The organism is Salinicoccus hispanicus (assembly GCF_009831115.1).
Taxonomy (GTDB): Bacteria; Bacillota; Bacilli; order Staphylococcales; family Salinicoccaceae; genus Salinicoccus; species Salinicoccus hispanicus.
Window position 1 is genome coordinate 87,806 of sequence record NZ_WUUK01000004.1, and the last position, 22,436, is coordinate 110,241.

Annotated in this window: 26 protein-coding genes; 7 read left to right on the forward strand and 19 right to left on the reverse strand. The window is 44.1% G+C overall.

Annotation, left to right across the window (positions count from 1 at the left end; translation table 11 throughout):
* Positions 1-28: 28 nt before the first annotated feature.
* From GQ671_RS10270 to GQ671_RS10280, 3 genes are all read right to left on the reverse strand, one after another.
* On the reverse strand, positions 29-706 hold the full coding sequence (locus GQ671_RS10270; RefSeq protein ID WP_160656622.1) for a DUF1641 domain-containing protein: 678 nt from the start codon (positions 704-706) through the stop codon (positions 29-31).
* Positions 706-3,657: a formate dehydrogenase subunit alpha gene (fdhF, locus tag GQ671_RS10275; RefSeq protein ID WP_160656625.1), complete on the reverse strand. Its 2,952-nt coding sequence runs from the start codon at positions 3,655-3,657 to the stop codon at positions 706-708. Before fdhF ends, GQ671_RS10270 begins: the two co-directional genes overlap by 1 nt.
* Before the next feature lie 84 nt (positions 3,658-3,741).
* Positions 3,742-4,515, reverse strand: coding sequence for a hypothetical protein (locus tag GQ671_RS10280; RefSeq protein WP_160656627.1), 774 nt, complete (start codon positions 4,513-4,515; stop codon positions 3,742-3,744).
* A gap of 166 nt (positions 4,516-4,681) precedes the next feature.
* On the opposite strand from GQ671_RS10280, the gene GQ671_RS10285 reads away from it, so the two are divergent.
* Together GQ671_RS10285 and GQ671_RS10290 are read left to right on the forward strand one after the other, a co-directional pair.
* Positions 4,682-5,890, forward strand: coding sequence for an NADH:flavin oxidoreductase/NADH oxidase family protein (locus GQ671_RS10285; RefSeq protein ID WP_322789476.1), 1,209 nt, complete (start codon positions 4,682-4,684; stop codon positions 5,888-5,890).
* A gap of 111 nt (positions 5,891-6,001) precedes the next feature.
* Positions 6,002-6,409 (forward strand): helix-turn-helix transcriptional regulator, encoded by a 408-nt coding sequence (locus tag GQ671_RS10290; RefSeq protein ID WP_160656633.1) that lies wholly within the window; start codon positions 6,002-6,004, stop codon positions 6,407-6,409.
* A gap of 50 nt (positions 6,410-6,459) precedes the next feature.
* On the opposite strand, the gene GQ671_RS10295 is transcribed toward GQ671_RS10290, so the two are convergent.
* From GQ671_RS10295 to GQ671_RS10325, 7 genes are all read right to left on the reverse strand, one after another.
* Positions 6,460-6,648 (reverse strand): hypothetical protein, encoded by a 189-nt coding sequence (locus GQ671_RS10295; RefSeq protein WP_160656636.1) that lies wholly within the window; start codon positions 6,646-6,648, stop codon positions 6,460-6,462.
* Between the two features lie 194 nt (positions 6,649-6,842).
* A complete protein-coding gene (locus tag GQ671_RS10300) occupies positions 6,843-7,337 on the reverse strand; it encodes a CHAP domain-containing protein (RefSeq protein ID WP_160656639.1) in 495 nt (164 codons plus the stop codon).
* 150 nt (positions 7,338-7,487) lie between these two features.
* The gene (locus GQ671_RS10305; RefSeq protein WP_160656642.1) at positions 7,488-7,838 is read right to left on the reverse strand and encodes a hypothetical protein; all 351 of its coding nucleotides are present in this window, start codon (positions 7,836-7,838) and stop codon (positions 7,488-7,490) included.
* An 84-nt stretch (positions 7,839-7,922) separates the two neighbouring features.
* Positions 7,923-9,854, reverse strand: a complete 1,932-nt coding sequence (locus GQ671_RS10310; RefSeq protein WP_160657247.1) for a fructose-1,6-bisphosphatase — start codon at positions 9,852-9,854, stop codon at positions 7,923-7,925.
* A gap of 160 nt (positions 9,855-10,014) precedes the next feature.
* Positions 10,015-10,656, reverse strand: a complete 642-nt coding sequence (locus GQ671_RS10315) for a class I SAM-dependent methyltransferase (RefSeq protein WP_160656644.1) — start codon at positions 10,654-10,656, stop codon at positions 10,015-10,017.
* Between the two features lie 114 nt (positions 10,657-10,770).
* The gene (locus GQ671_RS10320) at positions 10,771-11,196 is read right to left on the reverse strand and encodes an Hsp20/alpha crystallin family protein (protein ID WP_160656647.1); all 426 of its coding nucleotides are present in this window, start codon (positions 11,194-11,196) and stop codon (positions 10,771-10,773) included.
* Positions 11,197-11,383: 187 nt separating this feature from the next.
* Positions 11,384-11,830: an 8-oxo-dGTP diphosphatase gene (locus GQ671_RS10325; protein WP_160656650.1), complete on the reverse strand. Its 447-nt coding sequence runs from the start codon at positions 11,828-11,830 to the stop codon at positions 11,384-11,386.
* 100 nt (positions 11,831-11,930) lie between these two features.
* Between GQ671_RS10325 and GQ671_RS10330 the strand changes: the two genes are divergently transcribed.
* Positions 11,931-12,554 (forward strand): hypothetical protein, encoded by a 624-nt coding sequence (locus tag GQ671_RS10330; protein ID WP_160656653.1) that lies wholly within the window; start codon positions 11,931-11,933, stop codon positions 12,552-12,554.
* A gap of 17 nt (positions 12,555-12,571) precedes the next feature.
* Here GQ671_RS10330 and GQ671_RS10335 read toward each other — a convergent pair whose 3' ends face one another.
* From GQ671_RS10335 to GQ671_RS10350, 4 genes are all read right to left on the reverse strand, one after another.
* Positions 12,572-13,522 carry a TDT family transporter gene (locus GQ671_RS10335; protein ID WP_160656655.1) on the reverse strand — a complete coding sequence of 317 codons (951 nt, stop codon included), beginning with the start codon at positions 13,520-13,522 and terminating at the stop codon, positions 12,572-12,574.
* Between the two features lie 199 nt (positions 13,523-13,721).
* Positions 13,722-14,660, reverse strand: a complete 939-nt coding sequence (locus GQ671_RS10340; RefSeq protein ID WP_160656658.1) for a TDT family transporter — start codon at positions 14,658-14,660, stop codon at positions 13,722-13,724.
* Between the two features lie 123 nt (positions 14,661-14,783).
* The gene (locus GQ671_RS10345) at positions 14,784-15,221 is read right to left on the reverse strand and encodes an antibiotic biosynthesis monooxygenase family protein (RefSeq protein WP_160656661.1); all 438 of its coding nucleotides are present in this window, start codon (positions 15,219-15,221) and stop codon (positions 14,784-14,786) included.
* A gap of 19 nt (positions 15,222-15,240) precedes the next feature.
* Positions 15,241-15,420, reverse strand: a complete 180-nt coding sequence (locus tag GQ671_RS10350; RefSeq protein ID WP_160656664.1) for a hypothetical protein — start codon at positions 15,418-15,420, stop codon at positions 15,241-15,243.
* A 152-nt stretch (positions 15,421-15,572) separates the two neighbouring features.
* Here GQ671_RS10350 and GQ671_RS10355 point away from each other — a divergent pair, with 152 nt between their 5' ends.
* Positions 15,573-15,908 (forward strand): antibiotic biosynthesis monooxygenase, encoded by a 336-nt coding sequence (locus GQ671_RS10355; protein WP_160656667.1) that lies wholly within the window; start codon positions 15,573-15,575, stop codon positions 15,906-15,908.
* A 63-nt stretch (positions 15,909-15,971) separates the two neighbouring features.
* On the opposite strand, the gene GQ671_RS10360 is transcribed toward GQ671_RS10355, so the two are convergent.
* From GQ671_RS10360 to GQ671_RS13140, 3 genes are all read right to left on the reverse strand, one after another.
* Positions 15,972-16,724, reverse strand: coding sequence for a class I SAM-dependent methyltransferase (locus tag GQ671_RS10360; RefSeq protein WP_160656670.1), 753 nt, complete (start codon positions 16,722-16,724; stop codon positions 15,972-15,974).
* Between the two features lie 92 nt (positions 16,725-16,816).
* Positions 16,817-17,029 (reverse strand): hypothetical protein, encoded by a 213-nt coding sequence (locus GQ671_RS10365; RefSeq protein WP_160656673.1) that lies wholly within the window; start codon positions 17,027-17,029, stop codon positions 16,817-16,819.
* Positions 17,022-17,336: a TIGR04104 family putative zinc finger protein gene (locus GQ671_RS13140; RefSeq protein ID WP_160656676.1), complete on the reverse strand. Its 315-nt coding sequence runs from the start codon at positions 17,334-17,336 to the stop codon at positions 17,022-17,024. The genes GQ671_RS10365 and GQ671_RS13140 overlap by 8 nt, the downstream gene beginning before the upstream one ends.
* 194 nt (positions 17,337-17,530) lie before the next feature.
* Here GQ671_RS13140 and GQ671_RS10375 point away from each other — a divergent pair, with 194 nt between their 5' ends.
* Complete coding sequence (locus tag GQ671_RS10375; protein WP_160656679.1) at positions 17,531-18,463, forward strand: aldo/keto reductase; 933 nt, start codon at positions 17,531-17,533, stop codon at positions 18,461-18,463.
* Positions 18,464-18,537: 74 nt separating this feature from the next.
* Here GQ671_RS10375 and GQ671_RS10380 read toward each other — a convergent pair whose 3' ends face one another.
* A complete protein-coding gene (locus GQ671_RS10380; RefSeq protein WP_160656682.1) occupies positions 18,538-19,533 on the reverse strand; it encodes an NADP-dependent oxidoreductase in 996 nt (331 codons plus the stop codon).
* 154 nt (positions 19,534-19,687) lie between these two features.
* Here GQ671_RS10380 and GQ671_RS10385 point away from each other — a divergent pair, with 154 nt between their 5' ends.
* Positions 19,688-20,290: a class I SAM-dependent methyltransferase gene (locus tag GQ671_RS10385; RefSeq protein ID WP_160656684.1), complete on the forward strand. Its 603-nt coding sequence runs from the start codon at positions 19,688-19,690 to the stop codon at positions 20,288-20,290.
* Between the two features lie 32 nt (positions 20,291-20,322).
* Here GQ671_RS10385 and GQ671_RS10390 read toward each other — a convergent pair whose 3' ends face one another.
* The gene (locus GQ671_RS10390) at positions 20,323-20,862 is read right to left on the reverse strand and encodes a recombinase family protein (protein ID WP_160656687.1); all 540 of its coding nucleotides are present in this window, start codon (positions 20,860-20,862) and stop codon (positions 20,323-20,325) included.
* Positions 20,863-20,975: 113 nt separating this feature from the next.
* Here GQ671_RS10390 and GQ671_RS10395 point away from each other — a divergent pair, with 113 nt between their 5' ends.
* Positions 20,976-22,427, forward strand: a complete 1,452-nt coding sequence (locus tag GQ671_RS10395; RefSeq protein ID WP_160656691.1) for a SulP family inorganic anion transporter — start codon at positions 20,976-20,978, stop codon at positions 22,425-22,427.
* The last annotated feature ends 9 nt before the right edge of the window (positions 22,428-22,436 follow it).

Genomic DNA, 22,436 nt, shown 5'->3' on the forward strand with positions numbered 1-22,436 from the left:
TTCATTCCTCTTATCAGTATTGCCGAAATCAGACGGAAGTCTTATCTGTAGCCTGTCTGCCTTTCAGAAGTAGAGGGATTGCCACACTCCATGCTCCTGCTGCAAGGAGATACCACCCTGCACTGGACCCGCGGCTGGGGGATGGGGCACTTTCCGTATTTCTGGAACTTGTCTCCATCTCCTTCCCGGGATTCTCAAAACGTTCCTTCTGTGGCTCGATGCGTTCCTTTGTATCCTGCTGTTCTCCCATTCCCTTCAACACACGCAATAGAACGTTCATGCCTTCAATAACTTCAGGATCTTTTAAGGAACGGATCAGCCCCGGATATCCTGCAGGTTTCCCTTCATGTTCATATTCCGCTGCACGCACGATTCCACTGTTGAGTTTGAGTGCAATGGGTTCAAGCTGCTCCATGTCGATGTTGCCAAGGAGCTGGAAAAGCAGCATTGCATTTTTTATCGACTGTGGTGTATCCGATGCATCGAGTGCCGTAACAATCCGCGTGATGATCTTGTCGCTCTGCCCAAGGCTGCTGTTGACCATATCAAGCATTTCACGCTCCCGCATCTTCTCCGCAATATCGAAAATATCCTTTAGCGTCTCGTGGTTGTCCAGCAGCAGCTGTTCCAGCTCCCGTACGCCTTTCGCGTGTTCTGCTTCGGGATCCACTTTCATTCTATGGACGACTTTCGTTGCTTTTGCCATTAACTATTCCCCCTTCTCTCTTTGACGAGGTCACCAGGGAATACATAGTCTTCCCTTGCCCATTTTTCTTCTACACGAACTCCAATCTGGGGCTGTGGGTTGCCATATCTATGATTGGTCTTCGGCAGCGGACTCTTCCCTTTCGGCTCAAGTACTTCCATTTTTACGGATATTTCCTTATAGGCTGGTGTATCGGTATCCTTATCGGAGTGTGAACTCGTCAAATAGTTGATGGCACCTTCTCCGCTTGTATTCATCGGCAGGTAGAGCTGGTTGCCGAATACACGGTCCGTCACGATGCAGCTGACTTTAACGCTGCCGTAAGGGGATGTCAGTCGGACTTTTGTGCCATCTTCAATTTTGCGTTCTTTTGCAAGATCGGGTGAGACTTCAAGGAACACTTCAGGTGTTTTGGCAGTAATACCTTCGGATTTATAAGTCAGGTTACCCTCATGGAAGTGTTCCAGTAATCGTCCATTGTTGACATGGAGGTCGTATTGACTTTCAAATTCAAGCGGCTTCGTCCATTCCACTGGCCATAGACGTGCTTTGCCTCCAGGGAGGGGGAATTCCTTTTCGAATAGAAGCGGTGTATCTGTACCATCTTCTGCGACCGGCCACTGCAGACTGTCATAGCCTTCAAGACGATCGTAGCTGACGCCTGCAAATAGCGGTGTAAGTGATGCTGCCTCATCCATTATTTCGCTTGGGTGGTCATAGTTCCAGTCGGCACCCATACGGTTGGCGATTTCTTTGATGATCTGCCAATCCGGCTTCGAATCACCAAGTGGGTCTATCACTTTGTAAAGACGTTGGAAGCGGCGCTCCGTATTGACGAACGTGCCGTCCTTTTCGAGACTCGGACTCGCTGGAAGTACAACATCTGCATACTCGCATGTCTTCGAGAAGAATATATCCTGTACAACAAAAAACTTCAGCTTTTCATAGGCGGAATGGACGTGATTGAGGTTGGAATCGACGATGCCCATATCCTCTCCTTTCAGATACAGGACTTCGAGGTCGCCCTCATGAATGGCTTCCACCATCTCATGGTTGTTGAGTCCGGCCTTTGTCGGTATTTGAGTGTTCCAGCTTTTTTCAAATTTGGCACGGACCTCATCATCACTGACGAATTGATAGCCCGGGAAGCGGTCCGGCATACTGCCGAAATCACTCGCTCCCTGCACATTGTTATGGCCTCGAAGCGGATAGGAGCCGGCCCCGGGTTTCATGTAGTTGCCGGTTACGAGCAGCAGGTTGGAGATGGCTGTGCTTGTATCACTGCCACCACCATGCTGGGTGATGCCCATCGCCCATAGGATGGAAGTGGTCTTTGCTTCGTGAATGGATGTAGCGATACTGACCAGTTCCTCTTTCGTCATACCGGTCACTGTCGATGCATAATCCAGTGTGTATTTATCAAGGCTGGCAAAGTAGGCATCAACGTCATTGACGTGGTCGCGCAGGAAGGATGTATCGTGCCATCCTTTATCGATGATGTACTTCGTCACCGCCGATAGCCATACCAGGTCGCTGCCAGGCGCCGGTCTGACGAATAGATCCGCCCGGCTGGCCAGTTCATGTTCACGGAGGTCGGCCACAATCACTTTCTGTCCATGCAGCTTCTGCGCACGCTTTACACGCGTTGCCAGTACAGGATGGGACTCTGCCGTATTCGAGCCGATGGATATGACGAGTTCTGCTTGAGCGATATCTGTGATGCTACCGGAGTCGCCACCATAACCGACAGTGCGCCATAATCCCATTGTGGCGGGAGATTGACAGTATCTTGAACAGTTGTCGATATTGTTCGTTCCGATGACGCCGCGACCAAGCTTCTGCATCAGATAGGATTCTTCATTCGTACATTTGGATGAGGAGATGAAAGCCAGAGCGTCTGGACCCTTGTCCTTGAGTGTCGCTTTGAACTTGCTTTCGATGAGATCGAGTGCCTCTTCCCACTCCGCTTCCCTGAATGCATCTCCTTCACGGATGAGGGGCTTCTTGAGCCGTTCCTCACTGTTTACAAAGTCCCAGCCGAATTTCCCCTTGATACAGGTGGATACACCGTTCGCAGGCGCCTCGCTGCGCGGTTCAATCTTCAGTATTTCGCGTCCTTTCGTCCATACATCAAATGAACAGCCGACGCCGCAATACGTACATACCGTCTTCGTCTTATCGATGCGTTCTTCCCGCATCTGTGCTTCCACATCGGAAAGGGTCATCAAAGACTCGTAGCCGGTCTCCACATTTTTTGTAATATTGACCATAGGTCTGAATGATTCAGGTGCCATGCCCGTCAGGAATCCTGCTTCTCCTTCCATGCCGACCTCCATCATCGCGTTGCATGGGCAGACCGTTGAGCAATGTCCGCAGTTTACACATGAGGAGTCATCAATTGTCGTATCGTTATCCCAGATGACACGCGGCTTCTTCAAAGTCCAGTCGATCAGCAGTGTTTCATTCACCTGCAGATCCTGGCATGCTTCCACACAGCGGCCACATAGGATGCACTGATCCGGATCATAACGATAGAATGCATTGCGCATCACACCCGCATCTTTACTTTCGTGTGGTGTTTCCTGATGGCTGATTCGAAGATCCTTGACTGTATTATGTATCTCACAGTTGCCGTTGTTGAAGTCACAGACGGTACAGTAGAGTTCATGGTTGCCAAGAATCCGATCCATCGCAATAAGCTGTGCCTCATGTACATCATCACCGATTGTCTCGACAACATCCCCTTTTTTCAATTCCGTCGAGCAGGAGCGTACATACTCCCCATTCACTTTGACGATGCACGTATCGCACGTTTCCAATGCACCAAGATCCGGGTGATAGCAAAGATTTGGAGGCTCTGCCCCTGTATCTTTCAAATAGTCGAGTATGGAACCATTGGCGACAGATTGCTGCTTGCTGCCATTAAGCTCGAACTCAAAAAAGTTCTTCATGCCCATTCCCCATTTCAAATTAAATTTTATAAGGCATTTTCCCTTATATTGTAAAATTCAAACATTTTAAAATACTTTAAATCACTACTTATTATAACGCAAGAAATAGATAAGTGCTGTCAGAGAAAGTGCTGTTTTTCCGAGATTCGTATCAATGGGAGAATCGAAGGTGGCTACTTCGTTGCTCATCTCTCTGAAAATATAATGGTGACCTATCGGGCTATTGAAGGAAGAAAGCGACATGATGCCATTGGAACGTGCGTCTTCAAAAAGGTACTCTGATGATATAGGGAATGCCTGACCATCAACAAAAGCCGTTCCTTTAAACTTGAGGAGTATTTTCAACTCATCAAATTCAATTCTGCCGATATGTATATTATTTTCATCATAGATGTTCACATCTGCACTTCTGAATCCGCCACGACGGAATCTGCAAACCGTTTTTCCTTCATGGTCAGTCAGTATGTAATCGATGGGTACGATGATATTAAAATGGGAGAGGAAGGAGAAGATGAATGCCTTAGGGCTGTCGATTTTCATTGCCGCTCTACCGATATATTTGCCATCATAGTCGAATATCATCAATCTTTTGAAGTACCAGACATCAAATTTCATGATCACCTCTCTGATTTCACTGTAATCAAGTTCACGAAATCCAGGATCATGATCTTTTGTCTGTCTATAGAAGTAGAAAGAAGTCCCGGCTAAAATGAACAGGCTGAGGGAAATTGTAAAGAAGTAAATAAGTGTGTCGACGAGATTTGCCGTTGCGAAGTAGTATACCAGCATCATTAATCCAAAAAATGCAATGGAATAGAGTGATACGAGAGTCGCACGCAAGTATTTGCGATGAATCATTTTTTACCTCCCCAAAGTAGATATATGATAAATTATTCCATTTTATACTGGTATTTTCAAAGTAAATGATACTTTGGTTGTTTGTAGGCAATAATGGGAAAAGGTTTAAGCCGACTTTATATAAATGCAGTCAGTGAGAAGAGTGCAATGAAGGGAAGAGTGAATGATGAAAGTAATGGAACCACTGGAACTACCGAACGGCGTGGAACTGAAGAACCGGTTTTTTAAATCTGCTATGAGTGAGACGATGGCAAATAATAGGAATCAACCGAATGAAAAACATATGAGACTGTATCATGCATGGGCAAAAGGGGGTGCCGGAGTTGTGGTTACAGGTAATGTAATGGTGGACCGTAATGCTTTGGGCGAGCCGGGCAATGTCGTTGTAGATGATGAACGGGATATTGGAATGCTCCGAGAATGGGCGCGTAAAGGGACAGTAAACGAGACACAACTCTGGATGCAGATCAATCATCCGGGCAAGCAGTCTCCGAAGTCCATGTCCAAGGAACCGGTGGCACCAAGTGCAGTGCCGATGGGGGATAAATTCAAAGGGGCATTCAATCCACCCAGAGCGTTGACGGTCGAGGAGATCAGTGCACTTACCAGTAAATTTGCGAACACTGCGAGGATTGCCAAGAAAGTAGGATTTACGGGTGTACAGATTCACGGTGCACATGGCTACCTCGTCAACCAGTTCCTCTCTCCTCATGATAACCGCAGAGACGATGACTACGGTGGCACTCTAGCGAACCGCATGAGATTCCTTTTGGAAATCTATACAGAGATACGTGATGCAGTGGGAGAGGGATATCCGATTGCATTGAAGCTTAATTCCTCGGATTTCAAACCAGAAGGTTTTACCGAGGAGGAATCGTTGCAAGTAGTAGGAAAGATGGCATCACTCGGCCTGGACCTGATTGAAATATCAGGGGGTAATTATGAGCAGCCGAAAATGTCGACAGGCACAGATTCCGAGGTATTCTTCCTGGAATATGCACAGAAGCTGAAAGAGAAAGTGAATATCCCCGTTGTCGTGACAGGAGGGTTCCGCTCCCCTGGGAGTATGGAATCTGCACTCGAGAAAAATCACACGGATATGATCGGCATCGCCCGGCCTCTTGCACTTGAACCTCAGCTGCCCAATCAGATCATGGCAGGAAGTAACGCTGAAATAACGACCCGGCGGCTCACTACAGGCCTAACGGCTCTCGATGAAAAAATTGGTCCTGTTGTCGGGAATGTCTATTACGCCATGCAGCTAAAAAGAATTGCTGAGGGCAAAGGAACCGAGCGGCATACCAATGCATGGAGACCGCTTCTGCATCTTATTACTACGCATGGTTCATATGCACTCAAACCGAAGCGGAGGTAGGAATATCAACTTGAATAGCAGTATGTAAACCAATCGTTTGTCCTTGTAACAATAAGTTTATACCATAATTGTCCAGATTGATGTAGGCTTTATCCAAAGGGGGCTATGGATATGGATGATGAATTTGGCAATAAACTGAAAGCACTCAGGCAAGCTGAAGGATGGAGTCAGGATCAGCTGGCCAGAGAACTGAATGTTTCACGTCAGGCAGTTTATAAATGGGAGAGCAACAGAGGGTATCCGGATATCAAAAATCTGATCAGGATAAGCGATATATTCGGTGTTACAATCGACGATATGATTAAAAGCGATAAGAAACTGCAAAATAAGATAAGTATTGATGAAGATGAAAAATACGCACAGGTCACCGATCCTGGATTTTATATCGGTCTTCTCCTCGTTGTACTCGGTCTCTTTCTCTTTGATGGATCATTGTCCGTCACTTTCATGATTCTGGGTATGATGTCCATCGCTTTTTTCACTGATTTCATGAAATCTCTGTATTCATTTTTCAAATAGGAGATCAGGTAACCCACTTAAACAGCGCCATAATAACAAACACCTGAGCACTATTGCTCAGGTGTCTGCTTTCCTCCAGGGAAATTCTGTCTGTTCAGCATCTCATCGATGCCAAAATAGTATGGTTTGCTGAAGAATGTGGCGACGAAGCCGGTCCAAATGACTACTCTGCCATCGTTGATTCTTTCCTGTAGATACTTATCTATAGAAACGAATATATTTTCGAGGCATGGTTTCATTTGGTGATCGCAGCGATTTTCATGATACACCACCATACAAACGAACGTGGACCAAATTTATATCGGACTGTATAATATTGAAGAAGAGTAATACTTAGGTAACGATGTGAATGTCTGATTTTAATGAATTTGTGAATAAATTTATAATTCATGGCGTTATTTATCATATAACCATAAGCGTTATATTTTATAATCTATGTCCTATTTTCCATCTCTTTCGGTCTTGGATTCACTTTAGGATGTATATATGCGTATTCGTCAATTCTATCAGCAGTGATGGTGCGTTCTGTCACCTCATAGGGTTCACGGTAATTCATTTCGGATATATCAATCGAGCCGTCCTCATTGACGGTCTCTATATAGGCGACATGGCCAATCTCGCCTCTTGAAGTTTGAAGGATGGCGCCTTCTGCGGGTTCATCATTGACTGTGTAGCCATCTGTCTTGGCTCTTGCCGCCCAGAATTCTGCATGCCGCCAGCTGGTTTCAATCATGTCTCCCTGAGTCTTCACCTTGTCGAATACATAATAGGTGCACTCACCTTCATCATACGTATTGTTTGCCATAGGATCGGGGAGCAGCATATATTCCAAAGTGCCCAGAAGCCCTTTTTCAGTCTGGTGGTCTGTGATGAACAGTCCAGTTGCTGCAAGAAGAACAATGAAGAGAAAAACAGCCGTTTTTTTCACGTGAAACACTCCCCTTTCTGATGCAGATTCAAATGCATTACATGAAATTATACAATCATTTGTCGTCTCATAAAATAATAATGCTCAATACAAAAACAGCGGATCACAAGATCCGCTGTTTTTGTATAATATTTCTGATTTAAGAAAACACTATTTTTTATTGAATGTGTTTGCAAAGCTCAATGTGCTGAGTCCAAGGAATTTAAGTGCATTTTTGCTGCCTTCATAACCATGCCCGGCTTTGTAGTGCTTATATGCCGCAACACCCATAACAGAACCAACCATTAAGGATCCGATTCGGGTGAATGCTTTTCCAAGGAAGGATGCAAAGAGGAACATTGCGCCGATGGCTTCAAAGTAGCCGGCAATCTTCATCTGATTAGGGTTGACGTTGAATTCTTTTTCGAAATCTTCGCCAACCTGTCCTTCATTCTCAACTTTTGTCAATCCGCTTTCAATGATATTTTTTCCGATGAAAGCATTTAATAGATAGTGGATCATCTGTATCCTCTCCTTTTCATGTTTTCCAGTTTCGCAGAAATGGAGGGAGTTGTCATATTATATGCTTACCTCTAATGTAATTATTCAATTGATATAGCGGTAGGACATGAGCGCTTGAAGCATCTCGATCTCTTCTTGCAGTCTTGCACCAATATTGGTGTCACGTATCAGCTGTCTTTCGAGTTCTTCATCGACTAGTCTGCGTACCGACATTGCATCCGCCCCGTTCATCAGTACATTCTCCTTGGAATTGAAGTGCTGGTGGGCGACAAGCTGCATACCGTAGGAGTTGAAGAGCAGGGTGTAGCCTGCAATGCCTGTAGTCTTCTGGTAGGCCTTCGAGAATCCGCCATCGATGACGATCATCTTGCCATTGGCCTTGATCGGGCTCTCTCCGTCCCTCTCCTTTACAGGTGTATGACCATTGATAATATGTGCCTGTTCGGCATCGAGGTCAAACTCTTCAAGCATCTTTTTGCACATCTCGCTATCTTCACGCAGATGATAATATGGATTCTTCACTTCCTTATGGGCAGCCTTGTCCTCGATGAAATACCGTTCAAACGTCGTCATGGCACGCTTGCCGAATAGTGAGGAGTATTTCCCTGTCCATAGGTACCATACGAGATCAGTCGACAGGTCATCCGTCGTTTCAACATCCGTAAAAGCTTTACGTAGATGATATTCGAACTGATCCAGCAGTTCCCGTCCTTGATAGATCGCTCCATCGATTTCCATCTCTTCCATATTACCATTCTCGTCTACCGGGATGCAGCCATGGATCAGAAGATTGCCGTTGTAGTTCAAGTACAGGCTTCCCTTTTTCATCAGGAAGTTCATATGCCGTTTCAGTTTTTCGGACTGCTGCACGGAGAGCAGGAGTTTATCGATGACTTCCTGCTCCTCTTCGAGCAGCTGTGCAGGATTGTCTGGGTTGATGGTTCTGAAGCATGTATTCTGCAGGGGGTATGTCTGTCCGTAGACTGTAATCTCCTGCTTGTCGTAGTCCACTTTTTCAAGGACCAACCGCTCGTCCATATCAAAATACGGGCGGCGCTTGATGATGGGACTTTCCAACTTGAACTGGATCATGGCAATCGCCTGATGTATTATCGTAATCTGGTGCCTCTCCTGATCGGACATGGTCTTATCCGACTGCTGCTTCGGATGGAATGCAGTATTATCGTCATAGTACTTCTCCGCAAGATTGAGCAACGGTCGCAAATTGATGCCATATGCATCCTCGATAATATTGAGGTTGTTATAGCGGGCGCAGATTCTAAGAATATTTGCCAGACACACCTTGGACCCTGCATAGGCACCAATCCAAAGCACATCGTGATTACCCCACTGGACGTCTACGGAATGGTAGTCGATCAGTGTATCCATGATCTTATCCGGCTCTGGACCACGATCGTATATATCTCCGACAACATGAAGGTGGTCAACGACGAGGCGTTGCGTTGTATGCGACAATCCGATGATCAGCTTCTCTGCCTGACCAAGGGAAACTATTTTTTCAACAATCTTTTCATAGTAGGGCTTCTTGTTGGTATCTTCATCCGTCTTATAAAGCAGCTCTTCGATGATATAGACAAACTGTTTGGGCAAAGCTTTCCTCAGTTTCGACCGTGTATATTTTGATGAAGCATATGAAATCAGCTCGATCATGTGATGTATCTTCATCTTATACCATTCATTCAATGCCTCTTTTGAATCGACCTGACTTTTAATCAGATTGATCTTATCCTCAGGATAATAGACAAGTGCTGCAAACTGACTGATTTCCTCTTCGGTCAGCCTATCCTTGAAAATGTCATGGATCTTCACACGGACATTGCCCGAACCGTTTCTCAGTACGTGCTGGAATGCCTGGAACTCTCCATGCAGATCACTTACAAAGTGTTCTGTTCCTTTCGGAAGGTCCAGAATGGATTCCAGATTGATAATCTCCGTTACAACTTTTTCTTCGCTATCGAACTTCTCTGAGAGCAGGTTGAGATACTTTGCCCTCATATCCCTGTCTCTGTCAATTGTCTGGTACTTGAAATCGTTACCAAAAGTATTAACCATAATATTCACTCCCGTTAAAATGTTATCTCCCATTATACTGGAATTTATTCAGATGTGACATGGACTTCGGATATTCATTTATAAAAGCATTTATCTAAAAGACTTAGTTGTCCAGCATGAATGTTATGTGGCGGAGCCCATCCGTATGTATTACCTTGAGCCCGGCTTTTCCAGCAATATAATGCATTGTCTTTGCAGTATAGAAAGAGACATGGGACCGGTCACGTATGTAGTGCCAGTTATTGAAAAGGGACATATCGTTTGGATGAAACAGTGTCATAACAGCCAATACGCCATCGGGTTTCATCAGTTTGGCAAATTGTCTGAAGTATTCCATCGGCTCAGCCAGGTGTTCCACAACTTCCGTCGTCGTAATCAAGCCATAATTTTTGCCTTGATACACCTTTTCAGGGGCATAGAAAAGGTCATATATGTCCACCACATAATTATGATTCTGTTCCAGTAGTTGCGCGAGAACGGGTACCGGTCCACTGCCGAAATCCAAGGCTTGCTTATTTTCTCCGACATAGGGAAATACAGCATCATTCAGGAAGTGATATAGAAAATCGACGTATCCGGTATTATCAGTGGAATTATTATGGCTATCATATATTTTCAGCTCCGCTTCAGCGGAAACCATGTGATGTTCATCTTTCGAGATATACTCACAGTGAGGGCAGAAGTGGTACTCACCAAACACTGGATGATGAAAAGTGGTTGTTTGTGACTGACATACTTTGCACATATGAAGCATATGATCTCCCCTTCCAAGTTGCTGAATAGAATATTCTTCAGCAGTATAGAGAAAAAGCATGGATCTGGAAGATCCATGCTTTCGTCCTTCTATAATAAAAGATTTCTAGTTGATTTTAATGCGTTTCGAATAGTTGCCTCTGCTTGTCTTAGGAAGGGTAACCTTCAACACACCATTATTGAAGTCAGCTGTAATACCTTCTTCTCTGATGTTATCAAAGGTAAACTGTCGTTTGATTGTGCTGTAGCTACGCTCACGGTGGATCAGGCGACCCAGGTCACTTTTCACTTCATTCTCAGTGGACTGATCGGCTGAAATGGAAAGGATGCCATTCGTATAGTCAATGTTGATGTTTTCCTTTTCGATGCCCGGTAGTTCAGCTTCAAGTACATAAGTGCTGTCATATTCGCGAATATCCGATTTCATCGTGCTTTCAAGCATCTGCGGAAATAGCTGTCGGCCAAAATCTTTGAAAATATCACTCGGATTCATGTCGAAAAGGCTGTTGGAAGGTCTTGGTTCATAAGCCATTTTGCATCTCTCCTTTAATGATTGCATATAAGACTCGGGTTCATTGACATTGCACCTTCAGTATAGCACCGGGAGCCGATATGGTCGAATGATAACGCCTGGCGTTATACTGCCGAATTCTTTATTTATGGGTGGAGGAAGACTGTATTGCGAGGCGATATAACTCATATGTAACGCTTTGAATCGGCTACATCAGAGCAACTTTCCAGTCTTCATTATAGTAGAATTCCGATATTCCATCATCAGCGAATACTTTATACATATCTTCGAAATCATTGGCTAGAGTATAGCTTTTAAGCGCATCAGGTTCTATCCAGAAAACCTCCCCTTCAACCGAACTTGCCAGTTCGCCATCAAATTCTTTTGCTTTATAGAAGAATACGATATATCGCTCTTCATTTGCAGTCTGGAACTGTTTCACGCCGCATAGCATAGGATTTCTGATAGTGAGTCCGGTTTCTTCAAATACCTCCCGTATAACGGAATCATGAAAAGATTCACCCTTCTCGATATGACCGCCTGGGAAGGTTACACCCGGCCAGTTCTGACTCAATCTGTCCTGAATCAGTATCTGTCCTTCTTCATTTTCAATCATGCACATATTTGTAAGAATTGCCATTTCTGCTCTGCTCATAACGCACCTCAATGTTAGAATGTTCTTATGGATAGTCTATCACTTTAAGCATTCATTAAGGAATGTGAGTGTGAATAAAATATTGCGATGGGAGGAAGTTATGAGAAAAGCCAGTCTGCTTATTATATTTTTGATAATGGTTCTTGCAGGATGTGGAAACGAGAAGAATTCAATGGGAATGCTATCACTTTCAGAGAGAGAAAATCAGCTTGCATCGGCATTAGCTGAAACAACTTTTGCTTATGATCTCGAGCACAAGAATTTGGACAAGCCTCATTTCAATGTCTGGGTTGAAGAATATGTCCATGGCGAAAAACAGGAAGAATACTTGATGATGCATAGTATGATGAGAACAGAAAAGAGTGAGGATGAACGTCTTTATTTTTCCATCCAGGGAACCGGAGAAGATTCTGAAAAGAAGATAGTAAGAATTATACATGCTGATAATAGAGGGCACAGTATGTCGAGTAAGCACGACGTCATGTTAAATAAAGAAGGGAGTGACAGCTGGTCATCCAGTAATGAGATCGATGAACCTGACTTCAGCGATGAACAGGAAGTCGTTATCGGCATCGTCCAGTACGCCGATACGGAGATTGGCATCACAGGAGTCGTCCCTGAAGTTTTGAATAACGGCACAAGGAGTGCCGAAGAACTATTTAAAGACAATCCTGTTTCATACTTGATCAAAGCCCAGTTTTCGTCAGAACAGCGCAGTCAATAGTAGTCACGTGATGAATTCTACTCGTATGATCGTCTGCTTTCAAAATAGCACTGTCCAATGAAGCGTGTATATCGCATGAGTACGTAGATAACGATGGCCACAGCCAGATAAAGCTCGAAAGTGGAAAGATAGGTCAGCATGATGCTTATCCTACCAATGCTGTTCATAAGCTCCAATGCGTGGATGATTGCTGTAGCTGAAATGACTGTTGGAAATGTGAGTGCGGCATAGCTTGGATGAAACTTTGATTCCAGCATTTTCGGAATCATGGCGACAATGAAAAAGTAGAGTACCTGGGAAAGAATGAGCAGTGTATAGATGAGTATTGCCGATGGGTGGGTCGCCACTGTGATGTAGCCGGTCAGGCACAGCGAGCCTGGTGCTGCCAAAATGGCAGTCAGAGGGAAAGCTGAACGACTGGCTTTTTGTTTTATCATCTGTCTGATGATAATCGGCAGAAGGATCATATAGAACAGTAGTGCAATCCAGATGACAGCCTGTCCAAACTCCACTCCAAAGTTTTTGGAAGTGGTAGGAATGATGCCGATGCCAACGAAAGTTACAAACCAGCCCGGATTGATGTATTCTGCTCGTATTCTATTTGGTGTGATGAAATAGAGTGTAAAGAATATGATCAGTGCAAAATGCATGAGGATGGCACCCCACCATACAATGAGCATAAGGATGTCATTCGCGGTAAACTGGCTCAAAGTACTCGAGAGGACCATGAGTGACATCGGGAAAGTGGGTGATATTGCAGCTGCTACGGGATTATTCAGGGAATTTAAGGCATCTCTGCCTGTAATGATTATTTTCATAAGGAAGGGCAACATTAAAAGGACTCCCATTATAATGAAAGTCCAGCCGAGGATATGACGCTCTATTGAGAAGAATAAGCTGCCGAGTGATACCAGTCCCAGTATAAGACCGCATATCGACACAGGCACCTGATACAAGAATCGTTTCATATTAATTCACTTCTTTTTTGGATTGAAATGATGTGGCACCAGATGGAACACAATCATCAAGTGTACATCTCTATCCCTATTTTTTCAATATGAAAAGGAGTGCTCCCCCTTACGAAAGTTCTTATCCGTATCCCACAGAGAGAGAAGTAGTCGGAATCTGATTCTGATTTCTTTAACAGCATCCACTCTACTCATGCGTCTATCTTCTTTCGGCATAGCTTTGGCCAAGAAACCATAAATAGCGTATCAGAACATAGACGACAATGATGATGGCCAGATACAGCTCAATAGTTGAAAGTACTTCAATAATACTTTTTATCATGCCACCAAGTGCCTGCACATTCAGGGTGCTGTTGAGTGCTGTAGCCGAGATGACTACAGGGAATGCAAGTGAAGCATAGCTTGAATGGAACTCTGACTTCAGCATTTTCGGAATCAGTGTAATGGTCATGAAGTATAGTAGTTGAGATAGAATCAGTAGTACGTAGATCATTCCTTCGGATGGCTGTGACATTACTGAAATATATGCAGCTAAGCAGATTGATCCCGGCGTCGTCAATGTAGCAGCTAAAGGAAAGCTCTGGCGGCTTGGGTGATCCTTGATCATCTTATTGACGATGATCGGCAGAAGAACAAGAACAAAAAACAATGCAATCCAGAAGACGATCTTTCCGGTTTCAATACTGAAATTCTGTGAAGTGATGGAAATGATCGCAATGCCTACAAAAGGAATGAACCAGCCAGGGTGGAGGTATTCGGATTTGAATTTACCCGGCACAGCGAAATAGAAAATAAATAGTATCAACAGTGCGAAATGCAGGATGACTGATATCCACCAAACAGCCGCTATAAGAGGGTCATAGTCAGTAAAACGACTCATTATGCTGCATAGGATCATCATCGCCATCGGGAATGCGGCCAACACAGCAGCTGTTACAGGGTCGCTCAGGCTTTCCAGTAACTCCTTGCCCATCTTAATAAGTTTTATAATAAACGGCAGCATGATTATTATCCCCATTGAAGTAAAAGTCCAACCGAGGGTATGATTTTGTAATGAGAAAAAGAGATTCCCCAATGATACTAGCCCAAGTATGAGACCACATATTGCTAATGGAACCTGGTTCAGAAAACGGTTCATATATTACACTTCTTTTCCTATTGTTGGATTTGGATATTTCTGTACTCGCATTTCCAATATAGCTCGCACGTATAATTCAATCATTTTCAATACGAAAAGGAGTGCTGCAGATGCTTTCTCTTTCTATTCTCCTCCAAGAGAAAATCGAAAATTAAAGGACTGTGCCCGGTCTACAACATCACGATCGAGCCCGGACTGTGTGCCTCTTTTCTTATGGGTGGACTGGTACTGTGTAGAGTTCTGCCAATTATGAAAGTCTTCTTCTTCTTCCCAAAGGGAAAGGATGACGTAATACGCGTCAGATTCGGACTTCATTACACGAAGTGCCTTGTAGCCATCTACTGTATCAAGGTTTGACTGGCGGCTCAGGAAACGTGCTTCAAAAGGTCCTTCCATCCCTTCATTGACATATACATTATTAAGAACACAGTAGCCACTGTTTTCTATATCCCCTCTGTTCTCGATGATTGTATAGTATTTTGTTTCCGTATTTGTCCGGATAGATGCAAAATTTTCTTTGATGATCACTCTATAGTTTTGGTCTTTATCAATAAGTATCATTTCTCTGCCTCCATATGTGCTATTTTTCATTGTCATCGTGATTCGACATTCCTGCCCCGAGTGCAACACCGATGCCTGCTCCAAGTGCAATACCGATGGCCAGGTTATCCAGGGCAACGCCAAACGCAGTACCGACGCCGATACCTATAGCCAGGCCTGCCCCCATGAAAGATCTGTTTGGATTCTTTTTCCCACTCATGGCAATCTCCTCCTATGACTCTATTTATTTTACATCTCATATTCAGATAAAGTAAATAATACCAATTTAAAATTGGATATTTTATTGGATGACATTATTCGTGATATATTCTTCTTATGACATATACCACTTTAAGGAGGTCATTACACGGTATGATTAAAGCAGTGAACAGAATTAGTGTCCAGAAAGGTCGAGTGCAGGAAGTAGCTGAACGATTCTCAAAAGCGAAATCGGTCCACACGTTCGATGGATTTGTGCTGATGGAAGTACTGATCAAAGAAGGTACTGAGAAAGAAGACGTGATTGAAGTGTGTACAACATGGGAAGACCACGAAAGCTTCAAGGCCTGGAGAGAAAGCAGGGCCACTCAGAAAGCCCATGCCTCAGGAGACAGTGAGAAGAAGCCGCAGGCGGAAGACAACCCAATTCTCGGCGCTGAACTATCGACATATGAAGTGTTCGTACAGCATCATCCAGAAACTAAATAACCATGATAGAAGCCATTCCAAAGTATCTGGAATGGCTTCTATCATTACATATGATCTGTCGATTCAATTTTTCTTAATCTTGATTCGATAGGACATACATTCTTCAAGTGAAGCAATATCTTTGTATCGCCATGCGTTATAGTCCATGGCGCCATTGGGAAAATAGGCAATGATATCGAGTTCGGCCTTTTGGCACAACGCATGTATCTGTTCCGGAGTGTAGCACTTCAAATACTGAGAGACCGAATCTTGTGGTTTATCTGTGTGCCACCATGTATCAACCATCTTGTTTTTCTTATAATCATAACCATACTGCCGTTCCACCTTGGGAAAATTCACGGAATCGGGCCGCATGGACTGCCCGTCTGCCTTTATCCAATGTGTGGGATTATAGATGTCGATTATTGCTGTGCCGTCATCATCGAACCAGTTTCTGATTCGTTCAAGTAACGCCAGCTGATCTTCATCCTCACCGACTCCAAAACCATCCATGTAGAGGACTGTATTGAACGTACTGCTGATTTCAATGTCATAGAAGTCTCCGCATAACGGCGTTATATTGGATGTCGAATGTCTTTTTGCCACTGCCACCATTTCTGGAATCAGTTCCACCGTAGTAATGGTTTCGGCGTCACCTGCCAACGTGCGGGCCAACCTGCCATCCCAGGCACCGAGCTCAAGAACACTGCCGAGAGGTCTGCCAACCTGCATCCTTAAATCTTTTGCGAAATTCATCTCATATTCGGTGATTTCGCCCGTCTGTTTCAGTGAACGGTACTGCATTTCATAAAATGCTTCTGCCCAATTGCTTGTCATTTATATCTCCTCCTGTAATCTGCTTTAAATTACAGGTTGGAGATCAGGTACAACAACCACATCACGTTTCCACCTTTCAATGCATCTGAATGCTATATACCTTTCATATAGTCATTATCGCTGATATCGTAATCATGTTTCCTGCCGTGCCATATAGCGACAACATTGGTGCCTATCGCAAATAACGCTGCTATAACCATGAATACATTGCCCCACCAGGTGAAATATATCCAAGTATTGAATAGGAATAATAGCGCAGGAAGTAACAAAGCAATCACAATAATATTGCTAGTGTATCTATTCATGCCAGAAATCCCCTTCATCTGTATTGCTGAGTTCGTACGTATGAACCATTAGAAAGAAAGCCACTGGTACTACTGTAACTACAGTTGTGACGTATACCTGCCAAGGTGCACTTAAAAATGAAGGTATAAACATAGCTAGAACCATCAGAAAGCTGATCAGAGCACTTATTTTCCTATGCCTATGAGTCTGATATTGTTTCGACTGGCAATGAGGACAAGTCATGTGGCGATCGAATGTAAATTTAAACGATTCTTTCAACTTTTCTTCGAATGTCCACTTTTCTCCACAGTTTTGACACCGTGTCATTCCTCTCCCACCTTCACAACACTTTAGTACTATTATTATTACTTTACCTAATTATCTCACAATGATAGAAAAATCTGCAAATATATCATAAAGGCTTTCATTTAAGAGTGTTCTTATTGAGCAACTGATTTGTAATAAAGTAGAGCTGAAAGATATGATTAAGATGAACCACTCAAAGGAAGGGAGTTTTAATTATGGCTAGATCTATTGAACTTGGAAAGTCCGGCATCAGGGTTCATCCTATTGCTCTAGGTGCAAACGCGGTGGGTGGACACAATCTGTATCAGAATCTTGATGAAGAGGCAGGTCGTCAAGTCGTCAGAGATGCCATCGATGCGGGTGTCACTTTGATTGATACAGCCTATATATATGGTCCCGAGCGTTCTGAAGAGCTGGTAGGTGAAGCAATCAAGGACTACAATCGCGAAGACATCGTAATCGCAACCAAAGCGGCACATGCATTTGATGAGTCGGGTGACCAGTATTTCGACAATTCGCCGGAATTTCTCAAGCAGGCTGTAGAAGATGCACTCAAGAGGTTGCAGACGGACTACATCGATCTGTTCTATATACACTTCCCTGATGAGGACACGTCAAAAGACGAAGCAGTAGAGGCGCTGGCTGAACTGAAGTCACAAGGAAAGATACGTGCAATCGGTGTATCCAACTTCTCCATTGAGCAGCTTAAAGAAGCAGACAAGAATGGACATGTCGACGTCTATCAAGGTCAGTACAATCTTTTTGATCGTTCGGCTGAGAAAGATCTGCTGGAATACACTGCAGATAACCAGATTACTTTCGTTCCTTACTTTCCACTGGCTGCCGGACTTCTCGCTGGTAAATACGATGAGAATACCAAATTTGAAGATCTGAGAGCAGACCTTCCCTTCTACAAGGAGGAACAGTTCAAGGAAAACTTGAAAAAAGTCGATGAACTGAAGAAGATTGCAGAAGAAAAAGGCGAGGAAGTGGCGCATATCGTTCTCGCATTCTATCTGACGCGTCCTTCCATGGATCTTTTGATTCCTGGAGCTAAAAATGGTGAACAGATCCGTTCCAACCTCAGAGCGGCGGAAATTGAACTGACTGAAGCGGAAATCAGCAGGATAGATGAAATCTTTTCCTGATAGATGGTTTGCATTTACATGGTAGAACAAGCTCCGGATACTTGTATCCGGAGCTTGTTACATCTATATGGTCTTTATACTTTAACAACCTGTTTGCCGAAGTTTTTACCTTCAAACAAGTATCTGAAAGCTTTTGGTACATTCTCAAATCCTTCTTCGATAGAGACTTCCGTGTGGATCCTGTCATTCTGGACCCATTCGGCCAGTTCTTTTCCAGCTGCTTCGAAGTCGTCGCTGTAGTTGCCGACAATGAACCCCTGCATCAAAGCCTGTGTTTTTACGAGTATCCCTTGAATACGTGGACCGATATCTTCTTCTCTGTTATTGTAGCTGGAAATGGTACCGCATACCGGTACACGTGCAAATGTGTTAAGTTGCTTGAGCACAACATCCGATACTTCGCCACCAACATTTTCAAAATAGACATCGACACCATCCGGCACCGCGGTTTTGAATGATTCTTCAAAGTCATCTGCTTTATAATCCACTCCAGCATCGAAGCCGAGTGTTTCTGTGAGGTAGTTGACCTTCTCTTCTCCCCCTGCAATGCCGACTACTCTTGCACCTTTCAGTTTTGCTATCTGTCCAACAACAGAACCGACAGCACCTGAGGCAGCAGAAACAACGACCGTTTCTCCTTCTTTCGGCTGACCTATTTTTAATAGTCCATGATAAGCCGTCTGTCCTGTCATACCAAGTGTGCTTAAATAGAGATGAAGCGGTACATCAGTGTTCTGTATTTTGGATATACGATCTGTAGTAACGGTGATATAACGCTGCCATGGAAGCACGCCAACAACATGATCCCCTTCTTTAAAAGCGTCATCTTTGGATTCTACGATTTCCCCCACAATATGACCTTGGAGCGGTTTGTCGAGTTCATAAGGCGCAACATACGACTTGGCATCGGACATTCGTCCGCGCATGTAGGGATCGACTGATATATACAATGGCTTAACCAGTACTTCTCCGGAAGATGGCTGTTCCACCTCGACTTCTTCAAATCTGAATACATCATCTCCCGGTACGCCTTCCGGTCGTTTAGCAAGAACAATCTGTTCATTTTTCATATGATCTACCTCCATTTAAAATCTGTTCATACTTATTGTAGAGGTCATATGGGTTTAATCCAAAAATATTGATTGGGCATATGGCTTGCCCCATTATTTCCATCGCAGTATGGTTTACTCAAGTGTGGAATTCTATAATGAAAGAAGGTAGATCATGAACCATTGGGATGAAAAATTTGATGTGGAAGAATATATTTATGGTACAGAGCCGAATGCTTGGATAAAATCCATTTTCAATAAGAAGGGTAATATGAAGGTGGCACTGCTTGCTGAGGGTGAGGGCCGCAATGCGGTATATATGGCCAAGCTTGGTCATGATGTCACAGCTTATGATCTTTCGCAGGTGGGCATCGATAAGACTGGGAAATTGGCGCAATCTGAAGGTGTGGCTGTTAAAACCAATCTACAGGATATTACAGAGTCTGATGCACTTCCGAAAAGTGAATATGATATTTCCATCAATGTTTTCGGCCATGTGCTACCAGAAGGCAAAAGGGAGATGGTCAGAAATCTCGCTGAATGTGTAAAGCCTGGTGGGTATATTGTTTTGGAACTATATTCAAAAAGACAGATCGAGTTCCAGACAGGTGGCCCGAAAGATATCCATATGATGTTTGATGCAGCAGATCTAAGAAGAGAGCTCGAAAAATATCATGTGGAAGTCATAGAACTGAAAGAAGTGATTGTCCGCCGTAGCGAGGGCCCTATGCACCAGGGCAAGAGTGCTGTCATCCAAGGCTTTTTGAAGAAGAAATAGAAGAAGACACAGGCCCTCTCCCATCTATAGATCTATAGATCAAGATGCCGATAAAGTGTTGCCCGGCTGATGTTCGTCTCTTCTTTTATTTCATCCAGCGTATATTTCTTGGACATGTACATCTTGACGGCCTTCTTGATATTATCGTCACTGCGTTTCGGACGGCCGAGCTGTTTTCCTTTAGTTGATGCTTCGTGCATACCCAGACGTGTCCTGAATTTGACAACATCACTCTGAAATTCCGAGATAAGGTTGAGTGAGTGCCCAAAAGTGAAGGTGTTTTCCGAATCGATGACCAGCTTCTTATTCAGAATCACTATGCTGGCCTTTTTACCGGCGGCTTCATTGATCAGATCTACCAGCTGTTTAGTAGAGTCGGCCAGTATGAAGAGATCTGCAGCGTAGAGCGTGTCCCCATCCTGCAAAGCGGACATCAACGCTTCCAACTGGTCTCTTCCTTTGGTTTTATCGTGTGTTTCCTGATATATGTGATCAACATGCTTGTACAGTACTTTTTGCTGATCCTCCATGGAATCATTAAGTTCAACTGGTCTGACGTAGCCATATTTCATTTTCAGCCCTCCTAATATTTCTACTGTTCATCTATAATTTCAAAAAGGGATATACATTTGAAACTGTTGCGATTATAATAGGCTCTATGAATTATAAATTAGGAGCGTAAAAAATGATAGATATTTTGAAGAAAGAATGGTTGACCGATCCAAAAACGAATATACTTGCAGGCATTGTCGTTGCACTGGCCTTGATTCCGGAAGCCATCGCCTTCTCGATTATTGCAGGAGTGGATCCAATGGTCGGACTTTATGCGTCCTTCATTATTGCCGTATCGATTTCGATTCTCGGTGGCCGTCCCGCAATGATATCTGCTGCAACTGGAGCAATTGCATTGCTCGTCACCCCACTGGTCAGTGAGCATGGCGTTGAATACCTGCTTGCCGCAACATTGCTGATGGGTTTAATCCAGCTCGTGCTTGGCATACTTAAAATTGGCAAGTTGATGAAGTTCATTCCGAAGTCGGTAATGCTTGGCTTTGTCAATGCACTGGCTGTCATGATATTCACTTCGCAAATCGAGCATATTTTTGGCATCTCGATTTCCACATACGTCTATGTCGCTGTTACATTGCTGATCGTCTATCTTGTACCACGCTTTTTCAAGGCGATCCCTGCCCCACTTATTGCCATCGTCCTGCTGACGGCAATCTATCTGTTCATGGGGGCGGAGGTCAGGACAGTGGGTGACCTTGGTGCAATCGAGCGCTCTCTGCCAAGCTTCATCATTCCGGATGTACCCTATACGCTTGAAACTTTGAGAATCATTCTGCCATTCTCCATTTCCATGGCAATTGTCGGTCTGGTTGAAAGTCTGCTGACAGCTAAGATTGTGGATGATGCAACAGATTCCTACAGCAGCAAGAATCGTGAATCCCGTGGGCAGGGCATATCCAATATCATCGCAGGATTCTTTGGCGGCATGGGTGGCTGTGCAATGATCGGACAGTCGATCATCAACGTCCGTTCTGGTGCGACGACCAGATTGTCGACATTCACTGCCGGTACTGTTCTGATATTCCTGATCATCGTACTTGGTGATCTGGTCGTACAGGTACCGATGCCGATTCTGGCTGGCATCATGGTCATGGTGGCAATCGGTACATTCGACTGGGGCTCATTCAAATACATGGTCAGAGCACCAAGAACCGATGCGGTCGTCATGGTCGTGACGGTAGCGATTGTACTCATGACGCATAATCTGGCCATCGGTGTCATTGCTGGTGTCATCCTCAGCGCACTGTTCTTCGCAACGAAGATATCGAATGTTGAAGTGGACAGGACGGAAACAGAGGGTGCTGTAAGTTATCGTTTCAATGGTCAGGTGTTCTTCGCCTCTGTCGATACGATGATGAATCAGATTGATCTGGATGAGGAGAATAAGGCGATCGAACTTGATTTCACCAACGCGCACATATGGGATGACTCCGGCGTCGATGCCATTGATTCTATGATCACTAAACTGAAGCGTAAAGGCAACCGGGTCTCCATCAGGAATCTGAACAAGGACAGCCGGAAAATCATCAATGAACTGAGCATGATCAATAAGGAAGAACTGATATAAGGGGGAGTT

What these genes read in the sequence shown, in the direction of transcription:
- GQ671_RS10350 (WP_160656664.1), bottom strand. Translation starts at nt 15,420, where the DNA reads ATGAGTGGGAAAAAGAATCCAAACAGATCTTTCATGGGGGCAGGCCTG.
- GQ671_RS10335 (WP_160656655.1), bottom strand. Translation starts at nt 13,522, where the DNA reads ATGAAACGATTCTTGTATCAGGTGCCTGTGTCGATATGCGGTCTTATA.
- GQ671_RS10340 (WP_160656658.1), bottom strand. Translation starts at nt 14,660, where the DNA reads ATGAACCGTTTTCTGAACCAGGTTCCATTAGCAATATGTGGTCTCATA.
- GQ671_RS10330 (WP_160656653.1), top strand. Translation starts at nt 11,931, where the DNA reads ATGAGAAAAGCCAGTCTGCTTATTATATTTTTGATAATGGTTCTTGCA.
- GQ671_RS10395 (WP_160656691.1), top strand. Translation starts at nt 20,976, where the DNA reads ATGATAGATATTTTGAAGAAAGAATGGTTGACCGATCCAAAAACGAAT.
- GQ671_RS10270 (WP_160656622.1), bottom strand. Translation starts at nt 706, where the DNA reads ATGGCAAAAGCAACGAAAGTCGTCCATAGAATGAAAGTGGATCCCGAA.
- GQ671_RS10295 (WP_160656636.1), bottom strand. Translation starts at nt 6,648, where the DNA reads ATGAAACCATGCCTCGAAAATATATTCGTTTCTATAGATAAGTATCTA.
- GQ671_RS10305 (WP_160656642.1), bottom strand. Translation starts at nt 7,838, where the DNA reads ATGATCCACTATCTATTAAATGCTTTCATCGGAAAAAATATCATTGAA.
- fdhF (WP_160656625.1), bottom strand. Translation starts at nt 3,657, where the DNA reads ATGAAGAACTTTTTTGAGTTCGAGCTTAATGGCAGCAAGCAGCAATCT.
- GQ671_RS10360 (WP_160656670.1), bottom strand. Translation starts at nt 16,724, where the DNA reads ATGACAAGCAATTGGGCAGAAGCATTTTATGAAATGCAGTACCGTTCA.
- GQ671_RS13140 (WP_160656676.1), bottom strand. Translation starts at nt 17,336, where the DNA reads ATGACACGGTGTCAAAACTGTGGAGAAAAGTGGACATTCGAAGAAAAG.
- GQ671_RS10345 (WP_160656661.1), bottom strand. Translation starts at nt 15,221, where the DNA reads ATGATACTTATTGATAAAGACCAAAACTATAGAGTGATCATCAAAGAA.
- GQ671_RS10380 (WP_160656682.1), bottom strand. Translation starts at nt 19,533, where the DNA reads ATGAAAAATGAACAGATTGTTCTTGCTAAACGACCGGAAGGCGTACCG.
- GQ671_RS10365 (WP_160656673.1), bottom strand. Translation starts at nt 17,029, where the DNA reads ATGAATAGATACACTAGCAATATTATTGTGATTGCTTTGTTACTTCCT.
- GQ671_RS10355 (WP_160656667.1), top strand. Translation starts at nt 15,573, where the DNA reads ATGATTAAAGCAGTGAACAGAATTAGTGTCCAGAAAGGTCGAGTGCAG.
- GQ671_RS10375 (WP_160656679.1), top strand. Translation starts at nt 17,531, where the DNA reads ATGGCTAGATCTATTGAACTTGGAAAGTCCGGCATCAGGGTTCATCCT.
- GQ671_RS10285 (WP_322789476.1), top strand. Translation starts at nt 4,682, where the DNA reads ATGAAAGTAATGGAACCACTGGAACTACCGAACGGCGTGGAACTGAAG.
- GQ671_RS10320 (WP_160656647.1), bottom strand. Translation starts at nt 11,196, where the DNA reads ATGGCTTATGAACCAAGACCTTCCAACAGCCTTTTCGACATGAATCCG.
- GQ671_RS10390 (WP_160656687.1), bottom strand. Translation starts at nt 20,862, where the DNA reads ATGAAATATGGCTACGTCAGACCAGTTGAACTTAATGATTCCATGGAG.
- GQ671_RS10290 (WP_160656633.1), top strand. Translation starts at nt 6,002, where the DNA reads ATGGATGATGAATTTGGCAATAAACTGAAAGCACTCAGGCAAGCTGAA.
- GQ671_RS10315 (WP_160656644.1), bottom strand. Translation starts at nt 10,656, where the DNA reads ATGTGCAAAGTATGTCAGTCACAAACAACCACTTTTCATCATCCAGTG.
- GQ671_RS10325 (WP_160656650.1), bottom strand. Translation starts at nt 11,830, where the DNA reads ATGAGCAGAGCAGAAATGGCAATTCTTACAAATATGTGCATGATTGAA.
- GQ671_RS10310 (WP_160657247.1), bottom strand. Translation starts at nt 9,854, where the DNA reads ATGAGGGCAAAGTATCTCAACCTGCTCTCAGAGAAGTTCGATAGCGAA.
- GQ671_RS10280 (WP_160656627.1), bottom strand. Translation starts at nt 4,515, where the DNA reads ATGATTCATCGCAAATACTTGCGTGCGACTCTCGTATCACTCTATTCC.
- GQ671_RS10385 (WP_160656684.1), top strand. Translation starts at nt 19,688, where the DNA reads ATGAACCATTGGGATGAAAAATTTGATGTGGAAGAATATATTTATGGT.